A 25,064-nucleotide genomic window follows, 5' to 3' on the forward strand; every position below is an offset into this window, starting at 1 on the left:
TGGGTCGATGCGGAAGACATCGAATTCTCGGTGATGTGGCCGACGCACCTGGCCTACGGCAACGGCACGACCTATCTGATCCGCGCCGAACCCGGCCGTCGCGACGAGGTCATGAAAATGGTGGAGGCCAAGCTCGGCGAAGCCAACCAATGTCGCATCGTGCGCAACATGCGCACCACGGAAACGGTGCGCTCGCGCGCCTACGCGGGCGATCGCGCGATGGCGATCATCCTCGGCAGCGTGATCGTTGCGTTGCTGACGATCACCGCGCTCGGCATCGTCGGCATGGCGAGTTTCTGGGTCGCGCAGCGGACCAAGCAGATCGGCACGCGGCGCGCACTCGGTGCGACGCGTGGTTCGATCCTGCGCTATTTCCAGACCGAGAACTTCGTGATCACCACCTGCGGCCTGCTTCTCGGTGGACTGCTTACCTACGCGCTGAGTCTGTGGCTGCTGACCCACGTCGACGGCTCGAAATTGTTGCCGTGGTATTACGTGCCGATCGGCTTCGCCTGTCTGTGGCTGCTCGGCCAGATCGCCGTGCTCGGCCCGGCGACGCGCGCCTCGCGCGTGCCGCCGGCGGTGGCGACGCGCAGCGTCTGAGGTCCGCTCGCAAGGCGTTCGACGTCAGAAAGTCAGTCGTGCCCGCGCGTAGTAATACGCGCCATTGAAGCCGATCGGAGAGATGATGTCGTAGGGCAGGTTGCCGAAGTAGTTGATGTCATCGCTCGATCGCGTCGGGTAGTTGTCGGTGAGATTGACGCCGCCGACGGCGACCGAGAACGCCGGCGTGAACTTGTATTCGACTTCCGCGTCGAGCTGCCATTTTGCCGCGTAGGTCTGCGTCGGAGTGAAGCCGCCGCCGAAGTCGAACACGCGCGTCGTCGAGCCCTGGCGCGTGGCGCGACCGAGCAGCGACCAGTTCGAATCGGCCCAGCGCGCCGAAAGAATTCCGCGGTTGCGCGGCGCCGCGTTGGTCAGGATGTTGCGCGCCTGCAGGCCGAACAGCACGTTGTCGTTGCCGAGCGCGACGAGTTCGGCCGGCGTGTCGGCGACGCGTTCGATGCGCGTATTGGCGTAGCTGTACGAGCCGGTCAGGGTCAGCGTGCCGGCGTACAGCGGCAGACGGTAGTTGGCGACGAGGTCAGCACCCTTCGTGCTTGTGTCGACCGCGTTGGTGAAGAAGTTCACCGCCTGCACTCCGGGAATGCCGAAATGCGAATCGATGAACTGGGTCAGCGCATCGCCGCCGATCTGCTCGGACAAAACCACTCGATGGTCGATATCGATCTTGTAGACGTCGAGTGACACATCGAACTTCTCGGCCGGCCTTGCGGTGAAGCCGATGCTGTAATTGTGCGACTTCTCCGGTTGCAACGGCTTTGCGCCAAGCGCGCGTGCGATCGGGTTGTTGACCGAGAGGATGCGCGAATCGATGATGTTGCCGTTGTTGTCGTAGCCGGTCGACGTCGACTCGAAGCCGATCTGCGAGAGCGACGGCGCGCGGAAGTTGGTCGACACCGCGCCGCGCAGGGCGAACTCGGGCGTGATTTCGTAGTGCGCGCTGAGCTTGCCGTTGGTCGTGCCGCCGAAGTCTCCATAGTGCTCGTAGCGCACGGCCGCGTCGACGAACAGCGCGTCGGTGGCGTTACCGGAGAGTTCCGCATACACGCCCCGCACGTTGCGCGACATGTCGGCCGTGTCGGCCGGGGTCAGGTTCGTGCCGGCCTGCGCACCGATCGGCACGCCGGTGATCGGGCCGATCGCATAAGACGCGGGATCGCCCGCATGTGTCTGGAAATTCTCGTGGCGCGCCTCGGCGCCGAGCGCGAGCGTGTAGTCGCGCTCGCCGAGGTTCACGCCGCGCGTCGCGTCGAAGTTGGCGACAGTCTGCGCGAACTCGTATTCGCCGGTGTCGAACGAAGTCGGGCTGGCCGTGCCGAGCGAGGCGTTGAGCGAGTTGCGCAGGCGATAGTCGAAGTCGTTGTCGCCGTAGGTCAGGCTCGCGTCGTAGTCCCAGTCGCCGAGGTGTCCGCGCACGCCGGCCGTGCCCTGGAGGTCGTCGCTGCTGCCGAGGCCGACCGGGCGGTAGCCGTTCGGATAGATCGACTTCACGTTCGCCGAATCGTCCGGGTAGCGGAAGAAGTTGTCGCCGGTCGAATGGCGGTGCGCGTAGGTGCCGAACGCGTACAGCGTCGCCGCGTCCGACAGCGGCAGTGCGCTGTTGAGCCAGCCGGAATAGTTCTCGAGCTTGGGGTCGCCAGCGGCATAGTTGACCTTGCCGAGCAGCTTGAGATTGTCCGGCGTCGAATCGCCGGCGAAGTTGTCGAAGCCGGCGCGGTTGGTCGCGTTGTGGTTGTTGAGCTCGACACCGCCGCGCAGGAATCCACCGACGCCGCTGCCGAGTTCGGTGCCGAACTTCGCACTGGTGAAACTGCTTTGGCCGTCTGTGATCGTGCGGTTCGTCGGCTCGAAGTCGGTATGGTAGGCGCCGTAGCTCGTCGTCACTTCGCCGCCGTGCGGCGCGTCGTCGAGGATGATGTTGACCACGCCCGCGATCGCGTCGGAACCGTACTGCGCACCGGCGCCATCGCGCAGCACCTCGACGCGCTTGATCGCCGAGATCGGGATCGCGTTGAGATCGACCGGCGTGGTGCCGAGGCCGGTCGTCGATTCGGTCTGCACGAGCGCCGAAATGTGCACGCGCTTGCCGTTGATCAGCACGAGCACCTGGTCGGGCGAGAGCCCGCGCAGCTGCGCCGAGCGCACCATGTCGGCGCCGCCCGCGTTCGACTGGCGCGGGAAGTTGAGCGACGGCAGCAGCGTCTGCAGTGCCTGGCCGAGTTCGCCGTTGACCGCGCCGGCGGCCTTGAGATCATCTGCAGTGACGATGTCGATCGGCGAGGTCGAATCGAGCACGGTGCGGTTGGGCGCGCGCGTGCCGGTGACGATGATCGTGTCGAGGTTCGCGGTCTGCGCGTCGTTCGCCTGCTGCGCATAAGCGGCAGGCGCGGTGGTGAGCAGAGCCGCGATTGCGACGAAGAGCGGGTGGCGGGGCGTCGAACTGATTTTTTCTTTCATCGTTATTTCCAGGAAGCGAATAGCATTTATTGCGCCGCAGCGCCAAAGCAGCCAATACTAGGCAACTTGCCGTCCGTAAGGAATAGACGTCCATATGAAAAAACTCGCTGCGCTTATGTTGTCGGGGTTGCTGTTGTCCGCCTGTGCAACGACGGCGCCGTCGCATTCCACGTCGAGCACGCTCGCCGGCGACGCGTCGCACCCCGATGCGGCGAAGAACTGGGTGCGCACAGAACTCTACTTCGGCGTCGGTGTGATTTCGGATGCCGGCGAGGAAGCGAACGCCGCCGCGAACGAGAAGCGCTGGCGCGATTTCCTCGACCGTGAGGTGACGCCGCGTTTTCCCGACGGCTTGAGCGTGTTCGACGTCTACGGCCAGTGGCGCACGCAAGCCCAGAACCATGTCGAGCGCCTGCACTCGAAGGTCATCATGCTGCTGCACGCCGATGCACAGAAGCAGCGCGCCGATCTCGACGCGATCCGCGCGGCGTGGAAGAAGGAGACGGGCGACCTGTCCGTGCTGCGCGTGACCCAGCCGGCCGAAGTGTCCTTCTGATATGGCCAAGGCAAACGCGTTGCGCATCACCTCCGGCGACGTCAATGGCTTCATCGGCCTCGTCGTCGACAATCTCTCCGTGCTGGCGTTCCTCTCGGGTGCGCTGATCGGCATTTTCCATTTTCCGGCCGAGGTGATCTTCGGCAAGATGTTCCCGGGCACCGCACTCGGTGCGTTGATCGGCAACTTCGTCTACACGCGCATGGCACTGCGCAGCGGACGCGCGGATGCGTGCGCGATGCCGCTCGGCATCGACGCGCCGACGACGATAGGTATGGCGCTGGTCGTGCTCGGCCCGGCCTTCCTCGCGTTCAAGGCGCAGGGCATGGACGAGATGGCCGCGGCCGATGCGACCTGGAAACTCGGCATGGCCTCGCTCGTCGTCATGGGCGTGCTCAAGACCGTGCTGTCGTTCTTTGGCGACTGGGTCATGCGCAACGTACCGCGCGCGGGCCTGCTCGGATCGATCGCTGGCATCGCCGTGATGCTGATGGGCTTCTTCCCGCTCGTCGACATCCTGCGCGTGCCCGTGGTCGGCCTCGCCTGTTTCGGCATCATCCTCTACGCGCTCGTTGCGCACGGGCGCGTGCCGGGACGCATTCCGGGCGTCCTGTTCTCGATCATCGTCGGCGTCGTGTTGTACTACGTGCTCGGTCCGCTCGGCCTGCTCGGCTCGGGCTTCCATGCGCCGGCCGCGCCGACGCTGCGCTTCAACCTGCCGTGGCCGAACCTCGGCTTCGTCGAGGGCCTGAAATACACCGTGCCGTATCTCGCGCTGATTCTGCCGTTCGGCCTGCTCATGGTCGTCGGCGGCATCAACGTGACGGAAAGCGCGCGCGCGGCCGGCGACGACTACAAGGTGCGCGACATCCTGCTGACCGAAGCGCTGGCGACGCTGATCGCCGGCGTCTGCGGCGGCGTCGCACAGACCACGCCCTACATCGGCCAACCCGCCTACCGTGCGATGGGCGGGCGCACCGGCTACACCTTGCTCACCGGCCTGTTCGTCGGCCTCGGCGGCGTGTTCGGCTATCTGTCGAACCTGATCGAACTGATCCCGCTCGCCGTGCTTGCGCCGATCCTGATCTTCATCGCCATGCACATCACCATGCAGGCGTTCGAAGCAACGCCGCAGAAACATTTCGCCGCGGTCGTGATCGCATTCTTTCCCGCGCTCGCGCGCATGATCGCGATCTACCTCGGCAACCCGACCTACGTCGCGCCGGACAATTTCGCCAGGCTCTACGCCGACGCAGGACACGGCCTGCCGGAACTCGCCGTCATTTTCATCATCGGCAACGGCTTCATCATCACTTCGATGATCTGGGCGAGCTTCGTCGTGGCCCTGATCGACGGGCACTCACGCAAGGCCGCCGCAATCCTGCTCGCTGGCGCCGCGCTGACCCTGTTCGGCATCATCCATTCGGTCGATGCGAACGCGAGCGTCTACCTGCCGTGGACGCTCTCCGTCGAATCGCGCGCGCTGGTCTGGCAGTTCGTCGCGGCGTATGTCGTGCTTGCGGGCGTGTTGTTCCTGCTGTCGTTTCAAAGGCAGGAGCTTTCGACGCGGACGAGTGCGGATCACCGCGGATAGAACAGGAACGTCATCCCCGCGAATGCGGGATTGACGGCAATAAAGCGCCGCGGTTCACTTCCGCCGCAGCCGCGTGAACTCGGAAAACTCCCACTGGCGGAACGCGAACAGCGCGGTGCAGCCGTCCTTGTCCGCGAGCGGCAGGCGCGCGTCGCGGTGGGCGAGATCCTCGAACTCCTGGGCCACGCGTTCGATCGCGGCCTTGATGTGGCCGCGCGAGGCCGCCGAGAGCATGCCGCCGATCAGGCGCAGTTCGTCAAGCGGTCCGTCGAAACGCGCGCGCAGAAATTCGGGCGCGACGCGGGCGAGGAAGAACTCGTGCACCGGCCCATCCTTGCGCCAGGCGAAGTTGCGCGCGGCGAGCTTGCCGATGCGCCGCGGCGGGCGGAAGTTGACGATGCGTAGCGTGTCGAGCTTGAGTAGTGCCGAGGTCAGCGTGTTGTCGTCGAAATCGAAGGTCGCGGTGATCTCGCTCCACTTCCAGTCGTTGACCAGCAGGTAGGTGATCAGCAGGAGTTGCGGGTTGCGCACGAGTGCGCGCTCCTGCGCCTCGCTCAGTTGCGTGAGCTGATCTTTCGCCGGCGGCGCCTGCAGCAGGTCGACCAGCGACACCTCGAGTGCAGCGCAGATCGCATCGAGCCGGCTCAATGAAAAATCGCCGCGCGACAGGTCACGTTTCACGGTCGGTTCGCTGACGCCGAGCGCGGCGGCGAGCTGGCGATAGGTCATGCCTCGCGCGCGCAAGGTCGCCCGGATCGATTGCAGCAAGGTGGCGCTCGTTCCCATCGGTCGGGCCCGTGAAAAGTATCAAATGATGATACGCGAAAGATGAAGGCGTAGCGCTGCGGCACAGCGATTTGCGTTGGCACCGGATCGGCGGAATCCTCGCCGCGTCTTTTGCCGGAATCGATCATGAAGCTGCGTGCGCTCGCGCTGCCCCTGTTGCTGATCTATCCGCTCTACGGCGGGGTGATGTACGCGAAGCAGCGGACCATTCTGTTTCCGGCGGCATCGAGCGAGCATCATGCACTCAGCGTCGAGTTGCCCGTGGGCGCGCGCCCGGTCGAATTGCCGGCATCGTTCGGCACGGTGCGCGCGGTGTACTGGCCGGCGCCGGGAAGCGTGGAGAACCATCCCACGATTCTCTATCTGCACGGCAATTTCGAACGCATCGAAAATTCGTTCGCTGCGATGCCGCCGCTGGTGCGCGCCGGCGTGTCGGTACTGCAGCTTGAATATCCGGGCTATGGTGGCGCGGACGGCGATCCCAGCTACGCGCAGCTCAGCGAAGCGGCCAATCTTGCCTACGACTGGCTCGCGCAAGAGTCTGGCGCCGACCCGCAGCGCATCGTCGTGATGGGCTATTCGATCGGCGGCGGCGTGGCCGGCGAGCTGACGCGGCAGCGCACGCCGCGCGCGCTGATCCTGCTGTCGACCTACACCTCGCTGGAAGACATCGCGCACCGCTACCTGCTGCCGGGCTTCCTGTTGCGCTATCCCTACGACACGCTGGCGCGCGTGCGCGAATTCCCCGGACCGGTCTATGTCGAACACGGCCGCAGGGACAGGATCATCCCGTTCGCGCTGGGGCAACGCCTCGGCGCAGCATCGAAGCGCGCCGATTTCGTCGCCCTTGATCGCGCCCACGAAATCGATCGCGGCTTGTTCGCCGAACGCATTCCGGCGTGGCTCGTGGCGCAAGGCTTGCTCGATCGTCCATCGTCTGAACTTGAGGAGCATCGTGATGCACGCAATTCCGAATAAATCCTGGTTGCGAAACCTCGTCGTTGCCGCGACGGTGCTGCTGCTCGCCGGCTGCGCGACGCTGTTCCGCCCACAGCAGGAACACCGCGCCGCGAGCGTCGTCGACTATCTCTATCCGAACGCGAGCGAAGCGCCGCAATTGCAACCCAGCACGACGACGCTGCGGCCGCCGGTGCGTGCCGGCATCGCCTTCGTGCCCGGTGGGCAGTGGGATTCGGGTGCGTCCGAACAGTCGAAACGGCTGCTGCTCGAACGGGTGAAGGCGTCCTTCGCGCAGTATCCCTACATCGGCACGATCGAGGTGATTCCGTCGAACTACCTGCATGCGCGCGGCGGTTTCGACAACCTCGACCAGGTTGCGCGCCTGTTCAACGTCGAGATCATCGCGCTGCTGTCCTACGATCAGGTGCAGTTCAACGATACACGCGCAGCGGCGGTGCTGTACTGGACCCTCATCGGCGCCTACGTGATCCGCGGCGACAAGTACGACGTGCAGACGCTGGTCGATGCCTCGGTGTTCGACGTGGCCAGCCGCAAGCTGCTGTTCCGCGCGCCGGGTTCGAGCCAGGTGAAGGGCAGTGGCACGCTCGCGAGTTTCAGCGAACGCGCGCGTCATGCGCAGGACGCGGGCTACGTGAAAGCCGTCGATAACCTGATTCCGCAACTGAAGACGTCGATGGACGATTTTCGCGAACGCTCCAGGCACGACGCGCAGGTGAAGATCGAGAACAAGGCCGGCTACAGCGGCGGGGGCGACGTCGGCTGGATCGGACTGCTCGGCGCTGGCGTATTGGCCGCGTTCGCATTCGTGCGTCAACGACATGCGTAGATTGCCGGCGCTTGCGCTTGTGTTGCTCGCGATCGGCATCGCGATCGCACTGTTGCCGGAGCCGTTGCGCACCGCGCTGGAATGTGAGCGCAACGCGCTCGCCGCGGGCGAGTGGTGGCGCGCGTGGAGTGGCCACGTCGTGCACTTCTCCGCGCGCCATGCCGCTGTGGATCTGGCAGCGGCGTTCGCGCTCGCTGCGGGCATCGAGATGTGCTGCGGACATCGCGCACTCGCAGCGATGATGCTGTACGCGCCGCCGTTGCTGTCGCTCGCGCTGTACTTCAGTGCGCCGGAGCTGGCCGTCTATCGCGGTGCGTCGGGCCTGTGCGCTGCGTTCGCCACGATCCTCGGCCTCGTGTTGTGGAAAGAGTCCCCCGCAATGCATGCGCCGCTCATTGCGTTGGCCGGACTGTTCGCATTGAAGACGTGGTGCGAAGCGACCGGTTTCGCCGCGAATGTGTCCGGCCTCGATGAGGGGGTCCGCGTCGTCTGGCAGGCGCATGCCTTCGGTGCGGTTCTCGGGGCTGGCGCGTTTGCGCTGTGGTCCCGGGACATCGATTGCGCTTTGTTCCCGACTGTCCGCACAGCCTGATCGATTCAAGAAAATCGTGATGCGCCGTTGCCGCCGCACTTGCTAGCGTAGTCCTCGCGATGGTCGATCCGGCGCGAGGTCGCCGGACGCCTTGCCACGTCGAAGGAGTCCGTCATGACTGCATTGGCTCTTGGTTCCGTTCCGTCGTCCGCGTTGCCGCGTCGTTCACTCTCCCTGAGCTTGCCGCGTATTTCCGCATGGTCGGGAAGCTTCTCGCTGCATCTCATGCTCGCGTTGCTGCTGCTGGTTCCGCCAGTGGCGATGCAACTGCAGCGCATCAGCAAGGCTACGCCGAGCGAACCACCGGTCTGGGTCAGGCCACCTGAAGAGATCAAGCCCGAACCGGCGTTGCCGCAACCGCCGATGAAGAAGCGCGTTGCGCCGACACCACCGACGCCGCGGATCACGATCACGGCGCCGATTCCCCAACCCGTGCCGATGCCGCCCACATCCAAGGTCGACTCGATCGCGCCGCCGGCGGATCGTCCCGTGCCGACCGCACCGTCGGACAGCGGCGTTGCGGACGCATCGCCGACCGCGCTCGGCTACGGCACACAAACAAAAATCCCGTACCCGCCGATCGCGCTGCGCAACCACGTCGAAGGCACTGTGATCCTGCGCGTGCTCGTCGGCGAAGACGGCAACGTCAAGGACATCGAGGTCGACAGGTCCAGCGGTTCGCGCGACCTCGACCGCGCCGCGCGCGAGGCAGTGATGAAATGGAAGTTCAGGCCGGGCGTGCGCGGCGGCGTGGCCTACGCGGGCTGGGCGCGCGTGCCGATCAGCTTTGCCTTGCCGTAGCCGCGCGCGTCAGATCGACACCGCATCAAGCACCGCCTGTTGCTGCGCGATGCGGTAGAGGTTGTCGCTGACTTCGACGAAGCTCTGGTAGCGATCGAGCTCGCCGCCGTAGACGTGCAGCGACAGCGCCGGCTGTTGCGCGGACAGATTGCGGCAGCGATGCACGTAGGCCGGATCGATGAACACGGCGGCATCGCCGGAGCCGAGCATCAGCGAGCGGTGCGGCTGCAACTCCGGTTGCTGCGCATCGCCATCGCTGAAGTATTCGTCGACCTGCAGCGCGCCGTCGAGCACGAGCTCGATGCCCCACAGTTCGGCGTGATCGTGCAGCGGGGTGACGTAACCCGGCGGCCAGGCGATCAGCAGGATGGTGTAGGAGCGGTCGGAGGCCGCGGCGATGAGCTGGCGGCGGTAGCGCGGCGCCTGCGCATCGGAGAAGAACGACGCGGCGCGCGGGCAGCCCTCGACCCAGACGAGCGAGGTCAGGGCTTCGCGCAATTCGGTTACGTCTTTCGGCGTGATCTCGCCGCCGAGGCCGGACGTGGCTTCGCGCAACGCGCGACTCCAGCTGGCCGCGATCGCGATTTGAGGATGGTGCATGGGAGTGAATCCACGGTCGATTCGAATGCGGCTATTCGATCATGCCCGGTGTTATCGCGGCGCTAATTCCGCGTACAAATTCCATTGCGCGAGCGCATATGCTTGTAAAGAAAGCGCATGCGAAAAATGCTGCGTCCGCGCGATGAAACCGTGAACCGAATCACCTCGCCGCGGAGCAATCGGCGAGGTGATTGGAAAGATTCCTTCCGAGCCCGCTGCTGCAGTGCGTTAGAGGTCGTCCTGCAATACCGACGGACCGGCCGCGATCGCCGGATCGCTGACGCCGTCCTTGCCGTTTTCGAGGTAGCCTGCGAATTCGCGGCGCAAGCCGTTCGCCTTGCCGTCGCTGACGATCAAGTCGTACCAGCGCAAGCTCGCGCTGGCGTCGAAATTGAATTGCTTGTGGTGACCGGCTTTGAGCACCGCCGCGCGACTCTCGCCGCTGTAACCGTCGAGTATCGTCAACGCGACTTCGGCGTTGCCGTTGTTGACCAGATCGAGCTTGACGTTCGCACTGGCGCCATCGCGGCGCAACGTTGCTTCGACCGCCACGCCATCGACATTGCCCTTGTAGCGCTGCGCGAATCCATTCGGCCCGTACACGGAGAAATCATAATTGCCACTCGCCGATGCGATCGCGAGCCTATCGGTCAGCGATTTGCCGGCCTCGACCGTGTAGGTCCACGGGCCTGCGCCACCGGCGCCATCACGTACGTGGAAACAGGTGCCCGCCGCACCGCTGTTGCTGAAGCTCACTGCGAAACCGCCGTGGCCGTCGAGACGCCCGTCGACCTCGAAAGCGTATGGCAGCGCGCGCACGGGGCGCAAACCTTTTTCCTGCGTCGGCATTTGCCCTTGCGCGGGCGGCACCGGCACGTAGCTCGGATGGCGCTGGTCGTCAGCGGGCTGATACGCGCTCGTGTCCGGCAGCGCAGGCACCGCCGCATTCGGCGTGGCGAAGTTGAAGCATGAGGTGAGATCGCCGCAGACGGCGCGGCGCCACGGCGAAATGTTCGCCTCGATCAGGTCGGGATTGCCGTTGCCGAAACGCTGCTCGATGAAGCGGATGATCGAGGTGTGGTCGAACACCTGCGAGTCGACGTAGCCGCCGCGCGTCCACGGCGAGATCACGAGCATCGGCACGCGCGTGCCGAGACCGTACGGGCCGGCGACGTGCTGCTCATCGCCGGCGAAGTATTCGTTGCGCGTGTCGACCGTCGACTTGCCCTGTGCCGCGTCCTTCGCCGCAAACGGCGCGGGCACGTGATCGAAGAAGCCGTCGTTCTCGTCGTAGGTGAGGAACAGCGCAGTCTTGCTCCACACCTCGGGATTCGCGGTCAGTGCGTCAAGAATCTGGGCGGCGTACCAGGCGCCGTAGTTCGGCGGCCAGTTCGGATGCTCGCTGTACGCTTCAGGCGCGGCGATCCACGACACCTGCGGCAGGGTGCCGTTGGCGACGTCGGCCTTGAACTGGTCGAACAGGCTGCCGCCAGTCTTGATGTCCGTGCCGCGCAACGCCTTCTCGTACAGCGCGTCGCCCGGCTGCGAATTCTGGTACTGGTGGAAATACAGCAGCGAATTGTCGCCGTAGTTGCCGATGTAGGCATCGCTGGTCCAGCCCCAGTAGCCGCCCGCGGCGAGACCGTCGCCGGCATCCTGGTAGACCTTCCACGAGATGCCGTTGCGCTCGAGCCGCTCGGGGTAGGTCGACCAGTCGTAGCCGGCCTCGGCGTTCGTGATCACCGGGCCACCGCCAGCACCGTCGTTGCCGACGTAGCCGGTCCACATGTAGTAGCGATTCGGATCGGTCGGGCCCTGCACCGAGCAGTGGTAGGCGTCGCAGATCGTGAACGCGTCGGCCAGCGCGTAGTGGAACGGCAGGTCGGCGCGCGTCATGTGCGTCATCGTCGTCGTGCCTTTCGCCGGCACCCACTGGTCGCACTCACCGTGGTTGAACGCCTGCTGCGAGGTGTTCCAGTCGTGCGGCGTGCCGTCGAGGAAGGTCTCGCCGAGGTTGGCGACCGTGGGGCGATACGGAAGTACTTCGTTGCTGCCGTCGGCTTGGCGCCAGATCGCGCGGCCGTCGCGCTGGAACACCGCGCGCGGATCGCCGAAGCCGCGCACGCCGCGCAGCATGCCGAAGTAGTGATCGAACGAGCGGTTCTCCTGCATCAGCACGACGATGTGTTCGATGTCGCGGATCGTGCCGGTGCGGTTGTTCGCGGGAATCGCGAGCGCGCGGCGGATGCTGTTCGGCAGCGCGGCGGCGAGCGTGCCGGCGCCGGCGAGGCGCAGGAAGTTGCGGCGGTCCAGGGTGGTCATGATGAGCTCCGTCGATCCGGGAAGGAAGGCGGAACGCACGGCCCCTCGCGCACGTCCGACGGTGCGCAAGGCTAAACAAAGAAGAAGTCAGCGCCGGGAAAGGCGCGTTGCAACAAAATTTAGAAATGTATACAGATTCGTGACAACGCGGCCGCAAGCCGGCCGCGCTGTTTCTGCGAATGTCGATGATTTACCAAGGCAGCGTCTTGCCAAGGTGCGAGAAGCTGCCGTTCGGACCATCGGCACCGATCAGCGCGAGTTCGACGCTGGACTTGGCGCCGTCCGTCACTTCGAGGTCGCCGCCGCTGTTCATGTCGGTCTTCACCGAGCCGGGGTGGATCGCGTTGACCTTGATCTTCGTATCGCGCAGCTCGTGGGCAAGCTGCACGGTCCATGCGTTCACCGCGGACTTGGACACGTTGTATGCGGGCACCTTGAAGTCGTAGATGCCGGAAGTCGGATCGCTGTGCAGTGTGTTCGAGCCAAGGATGCTCGACACGTTGACGATGCGGCCGGCGTCGGACTTGCGCAGTAGCGGCAGGAAAGCCTGCGTCACCGCGATGAGCGCGAACAGGTTGGTGTCGAAGGTCTTGCGCCAGGCGTCGAGCGTCTGCTCCGACGGCTTCTTCGCCAGATCGTCGACGAGGATGCCGGCGTTGTTGACGAGGATGTCGAGGTGGCCGTGCTTCGCTTCGACTTCTTTCGCCGCTGCGGCGATGCTGTTCGCATTGTCGACATCGAGCGCGATCGCCTCGACCGGCAGGCCCTCGGCCTGCAGCTTCAGCGCGGCTTCGGTGGCCTTGGCGCGGTCGCGACCGGCGAGCAGAACATGGACGTTTTTCTGTGCGAGCTGGCGCACGGTTTCCAAGCCGATGCCGCGCGTGGCGCCGGTGACGAGTGCAATTTTCTGGGTCATGGGATTACTCCGAAAGACGAGTGGAATGAGGTTTCAGTGACTCGCTGCGGGCAGCGAGGGAGGCTGGATTTGCGGCGCGTCGTCAGCGGCACGTTGTTTGCGGCGACGGCGCACGAGCAGATAGAACACCGGCGTCAGCAGCAGGCCGAAGAAGGTTACGCCGAGCATGCCGGAGAACACGGCCACGCCCATCGCGCGGCGCATCTCGGCACCGGCGCCCGTGGCGAGTGCGAGCGGCACGACACCCATGATGAACGCGAGCGAGGTCATCAGGATCGGGCGCAAGCGCAGGCGGCAGGCGTCGAGCACGGCCTGCCAGACCGACTCGCCCATCGCTTCGCGATCCTTGGCGAACTCGACGATCAGGATCGCGTTCTTGCACGCCAAACCGATCAAGACGATCAGTCCGATCTGGGTGAAGATGTTGTTGTCGCCGCGCGTGACCTGCACGCCGAGGATCGCGCAGAGCAGCGTCATCGGCACGATCAGGATCACGACGAGCGGCAGCGTGACGCTTTCATACTGCGCGGCGAGCACGAGGAAGACGAGCAGCACGACCAGCGGGAAGATCACGATCATCGTGTTGCCGGCGAGGATCTGCTGGTAGGTCAGGTCAGTCCACTCGTAACCGAAACCATTCGGCAGTTCCGTGCGCAGCACGTCCTCGATCGCGGCCTGCGCCTGGCCCGAACTGAATCCAGGTGCGGCGGCGCCATTGAGCTCGGCGGCAAGATAGCCGTTGTAGTGCGGCACGCGGTCTGGGCCTGAGGCCTCGCGCGCGGTGACGAAGCTCGCGAGCGGGATCATGTCGCCGCGCGCATTGCGCGTTTTCAGCCGGCCGATGTCGTCGGCGGTCAAACGGAAGCCGGGCTCCGCCTGCGCGTTGACCTGGTAGGTGCGGCCGAAGCGGTTGAAGTCGTTGACGTAGAGCGAGCCGAGATACATCTGCATCGTGTCATAGATGTTCTGCAGCGGCACACCCGCGGTCTTCGCCTTCTCGCGGTCGACGTCGACCTCGATCTGCGGCACGTTGACCTGGAAGCCGGAGAACACGCCGGCCAGTTCCGGCCGCTTCGACGCCTTCGCGATCACGCCCTGCAGCACCTTGTACAGTTCATCGGCGCCGAGGTTGGCGCGATCCTCGATCTGCAGCTTGAAGCCGCCGATCGTGCCGAGGCCCTGCACGGGTGGCGGCGGGAAGATCGCGATGAACGCATCTTGTATTTGCGCGAACTTCATGTTCATCGCCATCGCGATCGAACCGGCGGACTTCGATGCGTCGCGGCGCTCCTCGAACGGCTTCAGCGTGGTGAAGGCGATGCCGTAGTTGGTCGCATTGGTGAAGCCGTTGATCGACAGGCCCGGGAATGCCGGCACGTCTTCCACGCCGGGTGTCTTCAGGCCGATGTCGCCCATGCGCCGGATCACGTCGGTCGTGCGATCGAGCGTGGCCGCGTCGGGCAACTGCGCGAAGCCGACGAGATACTGCTTGTCCTGCGGCGGCACGAAGCCGGTCGGCGTGCGCATGAAGCCCCAGGCGGTGACCAGGATCAGGCCGGCGTAGATGAACACCGCGACGGAACTGCGCCCAAGAATGCGGCTGACCGCGCCGACGTAGCTGTTCGATGCGCGCGTGAAGAAGCGGTTGAACGGGCGGAAGAACCAGCCGAGCGCGCCGTTGAGGATGCGCGTGGCGCGGTCGGGCGGCGCATCGTGCGCCTTGAGCAGCAGCGCCGACAGCGCCGGCGACAAGGTCAGCGAATTGACCGCCGAGATCACCGTCGAGATCGCGATCGTGATCGCGAACTGCTTGTAGAACTCGCCCGACAGGCCGCTGATGAACGCGGTCGGCAAAAAGACTGCGCAAAGCACGAGCGCTGTCGCGACGATAGGTCCGGTCACTTCCTTCATCGCCTGCACGGTCGCCGCGTGCGGTTCCAGACCGTCATGGATATTGCGCTCGACGTTCTCGACCACGACGATCGCGTCGTCGACGACGATGCCGATCGCGAGCACGAGGCCGAACAGGCTCAAGGTGTTGAGGCCGAAGCCGAGCAGGTGCATGACACCAAGCGTGCCGATCAGCGACACCGGCACGGCGAGCAACGGAATGATCGATGCGCGCCAGGTCTGCAGGAACACGATGACGACGATGACGACAAGCAGGATCGCTTCGAGCAGGGTGTGCATCACCGCGTCGATCGAGCCGCGCACGAACACGGTCGGGTCGTAGGCGACGTTGTAGTCGATGCCATCGGGGAACGACTTCTTCAGCTCGGCCATCTTCGCGCGCACCGCGTCGGAGATCGCGATCGCGTTGCTGCCCGGGCGCTGGAACACCGGCAGCGCGACCGCGGTCTGGTTGTTGAGCATCGCGCGCAGCGCGTAATTGTCAGAGCCGAGTTCGATGCGCGCGACGTCGCGCAGGCGCGTGATCTGGCCCGATGCACCGGTGCGAATGATGATGTTGGCGAAGTCTTCCTCGCTGACGAGGCGGCCCTTGGTATTGACCGCGATCTGGTAGTTCGGCCGGGTCGGATCGTTCGTCGGCGTGGACGACGAGCCGAGCTGGCCCGCGGCAACCTGCACGTTCTGCTCGCGGATCGCGTTGGCGATGTCGGTCGCGGTGAGGCCGCGTGCCGCGACCTTCTCCGGATCGAGCCAGATGCGCATCGAATAGTTGCCGCCGCCGAACGCCTGCACGTCGCCGACGCCGTCGAGCTTGGCGAGTTCGTCCTTGATGCGCAGGATCGCGTAGTTCGACAGGTAGTTCTGGTCGTAGCGGCCGTCGGGCGAAATGAGGAACACCGCACAGGTGATGTCGGGCGTGGACTTGTTCACGGTCACGCCGATGCGCTGCACGTCGGACGGCAGCTTCGGCGTTGCCTGGGCGACGCGGTTCTGGATCAGCTGCTGCGCCTTGTCGACGTCGGTGCCGAGCTTGAACGTGACGGTCAGCGTCATCACGACGTCGCTGGTCGCCTGCGAGAACTGATAGAGCATGTCCTCGACGCCGGTGATGGCTTGTTCGAGCGGACCGGCGACGGTGTCGGCGATGACCTTCGGGTTGGCGCCCGGATAGGTTGTGCGCACGACCACGGTCGGCGGCACGACTTCCGGATACTCGGAGATCGGCAGCGATGGAATCGAAACGAGGCCGGCGATCAGGATCAGCGCCGACAGCACGCCGGCGAAGACCGGGCGCGAGACGAAGAATCGGGAGAGGTTCATGGGGGCGAGTCCTTGGTTCTTTCCTTTACTTCTCCCGTCGGGAGAAGGTGGCGCAAAGCGCCGGATGAGGGTCCGGGTTCGGAATGTCGCGAAATGATCGAACCCTCACCCCAACCCCTCTCCCGGCGGGAGAGGGGCTAAGGCTTCGGATCAGTTCAATGCAGCGTGTCCGCTCTTGCCCGTCGCGGTCGAAGCCGTTGCCGGTGCGGAAGGCGCAAGCTGGGCGACGGCCTTGCCGTCTGCCACCATCGCCACACGCGTCGGATTCACCGTCGCGCCGGGACGCACGTGCTGCAGGCCGTTGACGACGATCACGTCGCCCGCGTTCAAGCCCTCGCGCACGACACGCAGGCCTTCGATCGCCGCGCCGAGCGTGATCGGACGGTACTCGAGCGAGTTGTCCTTCTTCAGCGCGAGCACGAATTTCTTGCCGAGGTCGGTGCCGACCGCGCGCTCGTCGATCAGGATCGAATCGCGCGACGCGCCGCCGACGAGCTTGATGCGCGCAAACAGGCCCGGGGTGAAGTGGCCGTCGGCGTTGTCGAACACACCGCGCGCGCGTATGGTTCCACTGTTGGCATCGACCTGGTTATCCACGAAGTCGAGGCGGCCCTCGTGCGGATAGCCCTGCTCGTCGACCAGGCCCATGTAGACCGGGCTCTCGGCCTTCGTCGCGCCGTGAGCGAAGCGCAGGTAGGTTGCCTCGTCCACGTCGAAATAGGTGTAGACCGGGTTGTCGGAGACGACCGTGGTCAGCACGCTCGTGATCGAGACGAGATTGCCCGGCGTGATCAGCATGCGCGAGACGCGGCCGTCGATCGGCGAGCGCACCTGGGTGAACTCGAGGTTGAGGCGCGCGGCTTCGAGCGCCGCGGCGGCTGCGCCGATGTCGTCACCGCTGCTCGTTGCGGCAGTGGCGAGCTGGTCGAAGTCCTGCTGCGCGATCACGTGCTTGGCGATCAACTGCTTGCCACGCTCGTGGTTCTGCGTGGCCAGCGCGGCCTGCGAGTGCGCACGCTTTAGCTGCGCGGCGAGGCGATCGACCTCGGCCTGGTACGGGCGCGGATCGATGCGGAACAACACCTGGCCCTTCTTGACCTGCGCGCCTTCGGCGAACTGCGCCGACTCGATGAAACCACCGACGCGCGGCTGGATCTGCACCGTGGTGACGGGCTCGAGGCGTCCGGTGAACTCCTCGAAGTCGCGCAGCGGCTTGGCCACGACTTCGGCGACGCTGACTGCAGGTGCGGGCGGTGTGGCGGCGGGTGCGCCGCTCGCCTGCGAGTGCGAGCAACCGGCAATAGCGCCAAATAAAATCGGGGCGGCGGCGAGTACGGTCAGAACAATGCCGGCTTTGATGAATTTCGGGTACTGCATGGCGGTCTCCTCGTATCCTTCCGGACTGAACCGGTTGTGACCTCTGCTGCGTGGCGCCTTGACTTGGGTCTTGGCTTACGAGAAGCTGTCACAATGTGTGTTACCGGTCAGTAACGTTACGAGATGTTACTGACCAGTCACTAACCTGTCAAGAGGAGTTTGTGTCATGTCCGCAAAATCAATGGCGGCAGCTGTGCCCTTGGTGAGCGAGGCGCCGGCGCGCAGCGAAAAGCCGCGCGTGCGCGACCGCATCCGCGATTCCGCGGCCGACCTGTTCTATCGCCACGGCATCCGCGGCGTCTGCGTCGACGCGATCGTCGAGGATGCCGGTACGAACAAGATGAGTTTCTACCGCGCGTTTCCGTCCAAGGACGACCTGGTCGCGGAGTACCTCAAGGACCAGGAGCGCGGCTACTGGCAATGGTGGGACGACGCCGTCGCGCCGCACGCGGGCGATGCGCGTCGCCAGGTCGAGGCGCTGATGCAGGCGGTGGTCGATCTGGTCAAGGCCAAGGCGAAGAACGATTGCGGTTGCCGCTCGAGCCGCGGCTGTGCGCTAGGCAATGCCGCGGTCGAAATCCCCGAGGACAACGACAAGCTCAACGCGATCGTGCACGACTACAAGGCGGAAATCCGCCGCCGCCTGCGCAGGTATGCGCGCGAGATGAGCGCGCGCGAACCCGATTCACTCGGCGACGCGCTGATGCTGCTGCTCGAAGGCGGTTATTACACGCGCCTGACCTTTCCGAACAATTCCGGTCCGGTCACTTCGATCGCGAAGGCGGCGCGCGCGTTGATCGACGCGCACATGAGCTGAACGTTCTCTGCCGTCATTCCCACGCCTTCTGCGGGAATGACAAGAATTCTCACGCCACCTCGGCCTTCTCGACGAAACTCGGATCGGTCAACTCGCGCTGCAGCGTCGCTGCGTCGAGTTCGCCTTCCCACTTCGACACGACGATCGTGGCGACGCCGTTGCCGATGAAGTTGGTCAGCGCGCGGCACTCGCTCATGAAGCGGTCGATGCCGAGGATCAGCGCCATGCCGGCGACCGGGATGCTCGGCACCACGGCCAGCGTCGCCGCGAGCGTGATGAAGCCCGCTCCGGTCACGCCGGATGCGCCCTTGCTCGTCAGCATCGCCACGCCGAGCAGGGCGAGCTCCTGGCCCCAGCTCAGATCGATGTTGAGCGCCTGCGCGATGTAGAGCGAGGCCATCGTCATGTAGATGTTGGTGCCGTCGAGGTTGAACGAATAACCCGAGGGCACGACGAGGCCGACCACCGACTTCGAACAGCCGAGCTTCTCGAGCTTCTCCATCAAAGGCACGAGCGCGCTTTCCGAAGAACTCGTGCCGAGCACGATCAGCAGCTCGGACTTGATGTAGTTGAGAAAGCGCAGGATCGAAAAGCCGGTGAAGTGCGCGATCAGACCGAGCACGACGAGGACGAACAGCGCCGCGGTGACATAGAACAGGCCGACGAGCTTGGCCATGCTGACGATCGTGCCGATGCCGTACTTGCCGATCGTGAATGCCATCGCGCCGAACGCGCCGAGCGGCGCGGCCTTCATGACCAGGCCGATCATGCCGAACAGCACCTTCGAGCACACCTCGAAGAAGCGGTACACGATCTGGCCGGTTTCGCCGAGGCGCGAGAGTACGAAGCCGAACAGGATCGCAATCAGCAGCACCTGGAGTAGGTCGCCGTTCGCGGTGAACGCGTCGACGAAAGTCTTCGGGATGATGTGCAGGATGAACTCGGTCGTCGACTGCTCGCTCGCCGCCTTGGCGTAGTTCGCCACCGACTTCGCATCGAGCGAGGCCGGATCGATGTTGAGACCGCTGCCGGGTTTCACGACCTTCATGACGAGCAGACCGACGGCGAGCGCGGCGGTCGAGACGATCTCGAAGTAGAGCAGCGCCTTGCCGCCGACGCGGCCGACCTTCTTCATGTCGTTCATGCCGGCGATGCCGAGCACGACGGTGAGGAAGATGACCGGCGAGATCAGCATCTTGACCAGGCCGATGAACAGATCGCCGAGCCACTTGAGCGAGGATGCCTTGAATCCGGTGTCGGCGATGACCGGATTCGCGTCGCCGAACAGCCAGCCGAGCAGGCCGCCGAGGAAGATGCCGACCAGTACCCAGAAGTACAGATGGCGAGTAAAACTTTTCATGTCCGCTCCGATAGCAGCCGCACCGATAGGCCGGCATCCCCGGGCGCGAGCATCACGATGGCGGCGCCTCTGTGTCAATAGCGCTTTTGGGTGAAGCAACGGTTGTCGAATTCACGACGCAGCGCAATCCGCGTCGAGTTCGGCGTGGTAATAGCCGCCGTTGCGCCGGACGCGGATCGCCGCCGCGTATTGCGCGCTCAGCGTCTCCGAGCGCAGCACTTCGTGCTTGGGCCCCTGCGCGAAGACGCGGCCCTCGCACAACAGGATCACGTGATCGATTTCGGGCAGGATTTCCTCCAGATGATGCGTGACGAGCACGACCGTCGTACCGCCTTGCGCGAGTCCGCGCAGGCTTTCGAGCAAGGTGCGCTGGGCGACGAAATCGAGGCCCGCGGTCGGTTCGTCGAGCAGCAGCGCACCCGGATGGTGCACGAGCGCACGCGCGATCAGCACGCGGCGCGCCTCGCCGGTCGACAGCGTGGCGAAGCGGCGGTGGGCGAGATGCGCCGCGCCGAGCCGATCGAGTGCTGTCTTTGCTGCGGAGCGCATCGCGTTTGTCACCGCGTGGTTGAACGACAGCACGTGGCTGGCGAAGAAACCCGAAACCACGGCATCGAGTCCGTCGACGAGGTCTTCATCGATCAGCCGCTGCTGCAGGTCGCCCGAGACGATACCGAGGTGCTTGCGCAACTCGAACACATCCCAGCGCGTGCGGCCGAGAATGCGCATCGGCGGCGTGCCGTCGTCGTGCGCGAGCGGATAGTCGTCGCGGTGGATCATGCGCACGAGCGACGACTTGCCCGCGCCGTTCGGGCCGACGATCGCCGTATGCTGGCCGGGCACGATGCGGAGTGTGAGGCCGCGCAGCACTTCATTGCCGCCGCGCATCAGGCGCGCGTCGTCGAGTTCGAGCAGGGGTGGGTCGGCGGTATCGGTTTCGGTCACGGCGTAAAGAGCAGCTGCGAAGGAAGAGACGCGGATTCTAACCTTCGCCCGAGTTTGCCCGTCATTCCTGCGGTTCGGGGCGGGAACGACTGTCAATAACTCAACGCCTGCGCTCTATGCCGAAAGGCAAGTCGGCAATGCGCCGGTATACTTCGCTGTCGAAGCGCTGCGGATTAACAAGCCAGTCCTCGATCATCGGTGTGGCGTCGTTGCCCCAGAACATTTCGTCGCCGACCTTTAAGGTCGGCACGCCGAACACGCAGGCTGCGATCGCGCCGTCGGTGTTCGTGCGCAGCGCATTCTTCACCTCCGCTGCGTTGATCGCGGATTCCACGTCGCCGATACCGAGCGCGGCACCGAGATCGGCGAGATCGTTGGCCGTTACGCCTGGTTTTCCCTCGCACCAGAGATGATCGAAGATCGCCTCGATCGCGCTCCACGTCGTCTCCGCGGCGATGCACAGACGCAGCGCCGCGAGCGGGTTGAACGGATGCTGCGGCGGAAAACGCAGCGTTGCGCCAGCCTGTTGCGCCTGCCATTGCACGAAGCGGTAGGTGAATTCGCGCTTGCCCGGAATTTCCGCAGGGCCGAGCTGGCCATGGTGCTTGAGCACGGCACCGAATGCGATCGGCACGGGCGTGATGTCGAGCCGGTCACGCCAGCGCAGAACCTTCGCCAATTGCAGATACGAAAACGGCGAGACGAAATCGAAGTACCAATGCGCGTTCATTGCACGTTCCTCAATGCAAGGTCTTGAAGATTGCCGGATCGAACGAATCGACCGCGATCACCTCGTTGCGCGCCGCTTCGGCTTCCTGCAACAGATCGTATTCGGCCTGGGTGATTACGCCGGCCTTCAGGCCCATTTCGTCGAGCATGTAGCCCGGCGCGCGGTCGAGCGTGCCGGCGCGCACGGCGTCGCGCAGCTTGGTCTCGACCGGGATTGCGCGAACTGCCTTGTCGAGCGCGGCTTCGAGGGTGCCGAGTCCGGGTTCGCTGGGCGGCGGGATGAAGACGTCGCCGGTCAGCGTCGCGCGCGCTTCGCGGTCTTCGAGGATGTCGCGCGCGACGCGCGCGCCGAGTTTGTCCGAGGGCGGACGGAAGCGCGCGCCGAGCGGGAAGATCGCGAGCTTGAGCATCCATGCGGCGGCGCGCGTGGGCAGGTTCTCGATCACGCCGCGCAACGCTTCCTGCACTTTGTACAGCGAATATTCCGCGCACCACGAGACGAGATTGAGGTTTGCCGTCGTCTTCGCCTCGTCCTCGTAGCGCTTGAGTGCGCACGAGGCTAGGTAGAGATAGGCGAGCGCGTCGGCGAGGCGCCCGGAAATTTTCTCGCGGCGCTTGAGCGACCCGCCGAGTGTCCCCATCGCGATGTCGGAAGCGAATTCGAACGCTGCGCTGAAGCGCGAGAGATGCTGGTAGTAGCGGCGCGTGTCCTGCACGTTCGGCGCGGCGGCGAGACGGCTGCTGCTCAGCGCGAGCAGCTTGGCGCGCGTCACGTTGCGCAGGACGAGATTGATGTGGCCGAACAACGCCACATCGAACGCGGCGAGATCGTTCGTGGCGACCGCGGCGATTTCCTTCTGCACGAACGGATGACAGCGGATCGCGCCCTGCCCATAGATGATCATCGAGCGCGTGAGGATGTTCGCACCCTCGACGGTGATGCCGATCGGCACCGCGTCCCAGGCGCGAGCGAGCGAGTTGCGTGGGCCGCGCTGGATCGCGCTGCCGGCGCGGATGTCCATCGCATCGGTGACGACTTCGCGCATGCTGTCGGTGAGGTAGGCCTTGGCGATCGCCGAGAGCACGGCCGGCTTTTCGCCGGCGTCGAGCGCACCGCAGGTCAGCGTGCGCGTCGCGGTCATCATGTAGGTCTTCGCGGCAATGCGCGCGAGTGGCTCCTCGATGCCTTCGAAACGGCCGATCGGCGTGTCAAACTGTTCGCGCACGGTCGCGTAGGCGCCGCAGATGCGCGTCATCATCTGCGCGGCGCCGACGCTGAGCGCGGGCAGCGAAATCGAACGTCCCGCGGCGAGGCTTTCCATCAACATGCGCCAGCCCTGGCCGATGCCTTCGCGTCCGCCGATCACGTGATCGAGCGAGACGAAAACCTCCTTGCCGACGATCGGCCCATTCATGAACGGCACGCCCATCGGATCGTGGCGCAGGCCGATCTCGATGCCGGGCAGATGCGCCTCGATCAGCGCGCAGGTGATGCCGAGGTCGTCCTCGTTGCCGAGCAGATGGTCGGGATCCTTGATGCGAAAGGCGAGGCCGACCAGCGTCGCGACCGGTGCGAGCGTGATGTAGCGTTTTTTCCACTCGAGGCGCAGGCCGAGGATTTCCTTGCCGTCGACGACGCGCTTCTCGACGATGCCGGTCGACTGCGTTGCCGCCGCGTCGGAGCCTGCTTCAGGGCCGGTCAGGCCGAAGCACGGGATCTCTTCGCCGCGCGCGAGCCGCGGTAGGTAATAGTTCTTCTGCTCGTCGGTGCCGTAGTGCAGCAGCAGTTCGCCCGGGCCGAGCGAATTCGGCACCATGACCGTGACTGCCGCAGCGACCGAGCGCGAGGAAATGCGCGTCACCACGCGCGAATGCGCGATCGCCGAAAAGCCGTGGCCGCCGTATTCCTTCGGGATGATCATGCCGAAGAAGCCATTTTTCTTGATGAACTCCCAGACCTCGGGCGGCAGGTCGCGCAGCTGGTTGATCTGCCAGTCGTCGAGCATCGCGCAGAGCTGCTCGACCGGGCCGTCGAGGAACGCCTGCTCGTCGGCGCTCAGCGGCTGCGGTTTGAAATCGAGCAGCTTGTTCCAGTCGGGTCTGCCCGAGAACAACTCCGCGTCCCACCACACCGTGCCCGCGTCGAGCGCGATGCGTTCGGTCTCGCCGAGCCGCGGCAACACCTTGGCGAAGATCGGCATCACCCGGCTCGTGATCAGTGCGCGGCGGATCGCGGGAATGCCGAATGCGACAGCGAGCGTGGTGAGCACGAGCGCCGTGATCTCGAACAGCAGCGGCGAGGCGATACCGGTGATGCGCCAGCCGACGAGCCAGATACCGACCGCGACGACCCAGGCGAGGAAGCCGCGGCCGAGAAAGAGCAAGGCGCTCAGTGCGATCAGGGCGAGAAGCAGGGTGATGAGCATTGAAAACTCCCGGAATGCAGGGCGGCGACACGCGTCGCATCATCCTTCGCGGGCGCAAAAAAGCAAAGCTGCGCCGCCGCGCGACGGCTGCACATGGCGCGCGCAACGATTAAACTTGCCGACGACAACCAATGACCTGCCATTCCGCCGATGTGTCGTCATCGGCAACCCCAGCGGAATACAAAAATGAAAGACAAGAAAGACATCGTGGAAAACTGGCTGCCGCGCTACACGGGCACGTCGCTCGACCAGTTTGGCGAGCAGATTCTCCTGACCAACTTCGGCAACTACGTCGACATGTTCGCCGAATGGAACGGCGTCGAAGTGCAGGGTCGCGACCGGCCGATGCCGAACGCGACTGCCGACGGCATCACCTTGATCAATTTCGGCATGGGCTCGCCGAACGCGGCCACGATCATGGACCTGCTCAGTGCGATCGCGCCGAAGGCCGCGCTGTTCCTCGGCAAGTGCGGCGGTCTGAAGAAGAAGAACCAGCTCGGCGACCTGATCCTGCCGATCGCGGCGATCCGCGGCGAAGGCACTTCGAATGACTACCTGCCGCCGATCGTGCCGGCGCTGCCTGCGTTCCAGCTGCAGCGCGCCGTGTCGACGATGATCCGCGACCTTGGTCACGACTACTGGACCGGCACCGTATACACCACCAACCGTCGCGTCTGGGAACACGACGAGGAATTCAAGAACCTGCTGCGGCGCACGCGCAGCATGGCCGTGGACATGGAGACCGCGACAATCTTCGCCGCCGGCTTCGCCAACCACATCCCGACCGGCGCGCTGCTGCTCGTCTCCGACCAGCCGATGATTCCCGAAGGCGTGAAGACCGAGGCCAGCGACAGGAAGATCACGGCGAACTATGTCGAGAAACACATCAAGGTCGGCATCGAGGCGCTCAAGCTCGTGCGCCGCCACGGCCGCAGCGTCAAGCACCTGCGCTTCGAGGCGGACGAGGAATACCACGACGATCTCGGCGGCGAGCACGAGCTGTAATCGATGCGTTCGCGCCATCTCGACAGCGCGGCGACGCGCAGGCATCACGAACGCCACGTTGGCGAGCGCATCGGCTGGCTGCGCGCGGCCGTGCTCGGCGCGAATGACGGCATCCTGTC

The 25,064-nt window shown here is 64.9% G+C and carries 20 protein-coding genes; 9 read left to right on the forward strand and 11 right to left on the reverse strand.

What is annotated here, in order from left to right:
* Positions 1 to 603: ABC transporter permease (locus VF497_RS13875; protein ID WP_330889699.1), on the forward strand; the 603-nt coding region annotated here is incomplete at its 5' end.
* A 24-nt stretch (positions 604 to 627) separates the two neighbouring features.
* On the opposite strand, the gene VF497_RS13880 is transcribed toward VF497_RS13875, so the two are convergent.
* Entirely contained in the window at positions 628 to 3,081 is a 2,454-nt protein-coding gene (locus VF497_RS13880) for a TonB-dependent receptor (RefSeq protein WP_330889701.1), read from the reverse strand.
* A 94-nt stretch (positions 3,082 to 3,175) separates the two neighbouring features.
* On the opposite strand from VF497_RS13880, the gene VF497_RS13885 reads away from it, so the two are divergent.
* Positions 3,176 to 3,637: a DUF3574 domain-containing protein gene (locus VF497_RS13885; RefSeq protein ID WP_330889703.1), complete on the forward strand. Its 462-nt coding sequence runs from the start codon at positions 3,176 to 3,178 to the stop codon at positions 3,635 to 3,637.
* 1 nt (position 3,638) lies between these two features.
* Positions 3,639 to 5,231 (forward strand): hypothetical protein, encoded by a 1,593-nt coding sequence (locus tag VF497_RS13890; protein WP_330889705.1) that lies wholly within the window; start codon positions 3,639 to 3,641, stop codon positions 5,229 to 5,231.
* Positions 5,232 to 5,285: 54 nt separating this feature from the next.
* On the opposite strand, the gene VF497_RS13895 is transcribed toward VF497_RS13890, so the two are convergent.
* Positions 5,286 to 5,999 carry a helix-turn-helix transcriptional regulator gene (locus VF497_RS13895; protein ID WP_330889707.1) on the reverse strand — a complete coding sequence of 238 codons (714 nt, stop codon included), beginning with the start codon at positions 5,997 to 5,999 and terminating at the stop codon, positions 5,286 to 5,288.
* Between the two features lie 144 nt (positions 6,000 to 6,143).
* Between VF497_RS13895 and VF497_RS13900 the strand changes: the two genes are divergently transcribed.
* From VF497_RS13900 to VF497_RS13915, 4 genes are all read left to right on the forward strand, one after another.
* Complete coding sequence (locus VF497_RS13900; protein WP_330889709.1) at positions 6,144 to 6,995, forward strand: alpha/beta hydrolase; 852 nt, start codon at positions 6,144 to 6,146, stop codon at positions 6,993 to 6,995.
* A complete protein-coding gene (gene rhlP / locus VF497_RS13905) occupies positions 6,976 to 7,824 on the forward strand; it encodes a rhombotarget lipoprotein (protein WP_330889711.1) in 849 nt (282 codons plus the stop codon). The genes VF497_RS13900 and rhlP overlap by 20 nt, the downstream gene beginning before the upstream one ends.
* Positions 7,817 to 8,416, forward strand: coding sequence for a rhombosortase (gene rrtA / locus VF497_RS13910; protein ID WP_330889713.1), 600 nt, complete (start codon positions 7,817 to 7,819; stop codon positions 8,414 to 8,416). Before rhlP ends, rrtA begins: the two co-directional genes overlap by 8 nt.
* A 114-nt stretch (positions 8,417 to 8,530) precedes the next feature.
* Entirely contained in the window at positions 8,531 to 9,217 is a 687-nt protein-coding gene (locus VF497_RS13915; protein WP_330889715.1) for an energy transducer TonB, read from the forward strand.
* Positions 9,218 to 9,226: 9 nt separating this feature from the next.
* Here the strand turns inward: VF497_RS13915 and VF497_RS13920 are convergent, their stop codons facing one another.
* From VF497_RS13920 to VF497_RS13940, 5 genes are all read right to left on the reverse strand, one after another.
* The gene (locus VF497_RS13920) at positions 9,227 to 9,817 is read right to left on the reverse strand and encodes a cysteine dioxygenase family protein (protein WP_330889717.1); all 591 of its coding nucleotides are present in this window, start codon (positions 9,815 to 9,817) and stop codon (positions 9,227 to 9,229) included.
* 228 nt (positions 9,818 to 10,045) lie between these two features.
* Positions 10,046 to 12,139, reverse strand: a complete 2,094-nt coding sequence (locus VF497_RS13925; RefSeq protein WP_330889719.1) for a phosphocholine-specific phospholipase C — start codon at positions 12,137 to 12,139, stop codon at positions 10,046 to 10,048.
* 190 nt (positions 12,140 to 12,329) lie between these two features.
* Positions 12,330 to 13,055 (reverse strand): SDR family oxidoreductase, encoded by a 726-nt coding sequence (locus VF497_RS13930; RefSeq protein ID WP_330889721.1) that lies wholly within the window; start codon positions 13,053 to 13,055, stop codon positions 12,330 to 12,332.
* A 33-nt stretch (positions 13,056 to 13,088) separates the two neighbouring features.
* Positions 13,089 to 16,286, reverse strand: coding sequence for a multidrug efflux RND transporter permease subunit (locus VF497_RS13935; RefSeq protein ID WP_330889723.1), 3,198 nt, complete (start codon positions 16,284 to 16,286; stop codon positions 13,089 to 13,091).
* Between the two features lie 150 nt (positions 16,287 to 16,436).
* A complete protein-coding gene (locus VF497_RS13940) occupies positions 16,437 to 17,663 on the reverse strand; it encodes an efflux RND transporter periplasmic adaptor subunit (RefSeq protein WP_330889725.1) in 1,227 nt (408 codons plus the stop codon).
* 166 nt (positions 17,664 to 17,829) lie between these two features.
* Between VF497_RS13940 and VF497_RS13945 the strand changes: the two genes are divergently transcribed.
* Positions 17,830 to 18,480: a TetR/AcrR family transcriptional regulator gene (locus VF497_RS13945; protein ID WP_330889727.1), complete on the forward strand. Its 651-nt coding sequence runs from the start codon at positions 17,830 to 17,832 to the stop codon at positions 18,478 to 18,480.
* 49 nt (positions 18,481 to 18,529) lie between these two features.
* Here the strand turns inward: VF497_RS13945 and VF497_RS13950 are convergent, their stop codons facing one another.
* The 4 genes from VF497_RS13950 to VF497_RS13965 form a co-directional block, all read right to left on the reverse strand.
* Positions 18,530 to 19,840 (reverse strand): dicarboxylate/amino acid:cation symporter, encoded by a 1,311-nt coding sequence (locus VF497_RS13950; RefSeq protein WP_330889729.1) that lies wholly within the window; start codon positions 19,838 to 19,840, stop codon positions 18,530 to 18,532.
* A gap of 111 nt (positions 19,841 to 19,951) precedes the next feature.
* Positions 19,952 to 20,785, reverse strand: coding sequence for an ABC transporter ATP-binding protein (locus VF497_RS13955; RefSeq protein ID WP_330889731.1), 834 nt, complete (start codon positions 20,783 to 20,785; stop codon positions 19,952 to 19,954).
* Between the two features lie 100 nt (positions 20,786 to 20,885).
* Positions 20,886 to 21,515 (reverse strand): 2-hydroxychromene-2-carboxylate isomerase, encoded by a 630-nt coding sequence (locus VF497_RS13960; RefSeq protein ID WP_330889733.1) that lies wholly within the window; start codon positions 21,513 to 21,515, stop codon positions 20,886 to 20,888.
* A gap of 10 nt (positions 21,516 to 21,525) precedes the next feature.
* Positions 21,526 to 23,940 (reverse strand): acyl-CoA dehydrogenase, encoded by a 2,415-nt coding sequence (locus VF497_RS13965; RefSeq protein WP_330889735.1) that lies wholly within the window; start codon positions 23,938 to 23,940, stop codon positions 21,526 to 21,528.
* Between the two features lie 186 nt (positions 23,941 to 24,126).
* Between VF497_RS13965 and VF497_RS13970 the strand changes: the two genes are divergently transcribed.
* The gene (locus VF497_RS13970) at positions 24,127 to 24,945 is read left to right on the forward strand and encodes an AMP nucleosidase (RefSeq protein WP_330889737.1); all 819 of its coding nucleotides are present in this window, start codon (positions 24,127 to 24,129) and stop codon (positions 24,943 to 24,945) included.
* The last annotated feature ends 119 nt before the right edge of the window (positions 24,946 to 25,064 follow it).

This window comes from Rudaea sp., from assembly GCF_036383415.1.
GTDB lineage: Bacteria > Pseudomonadota > Gammaproteobacteria > Xanthomonadales > Rhodanobacteraceae > Rudaea.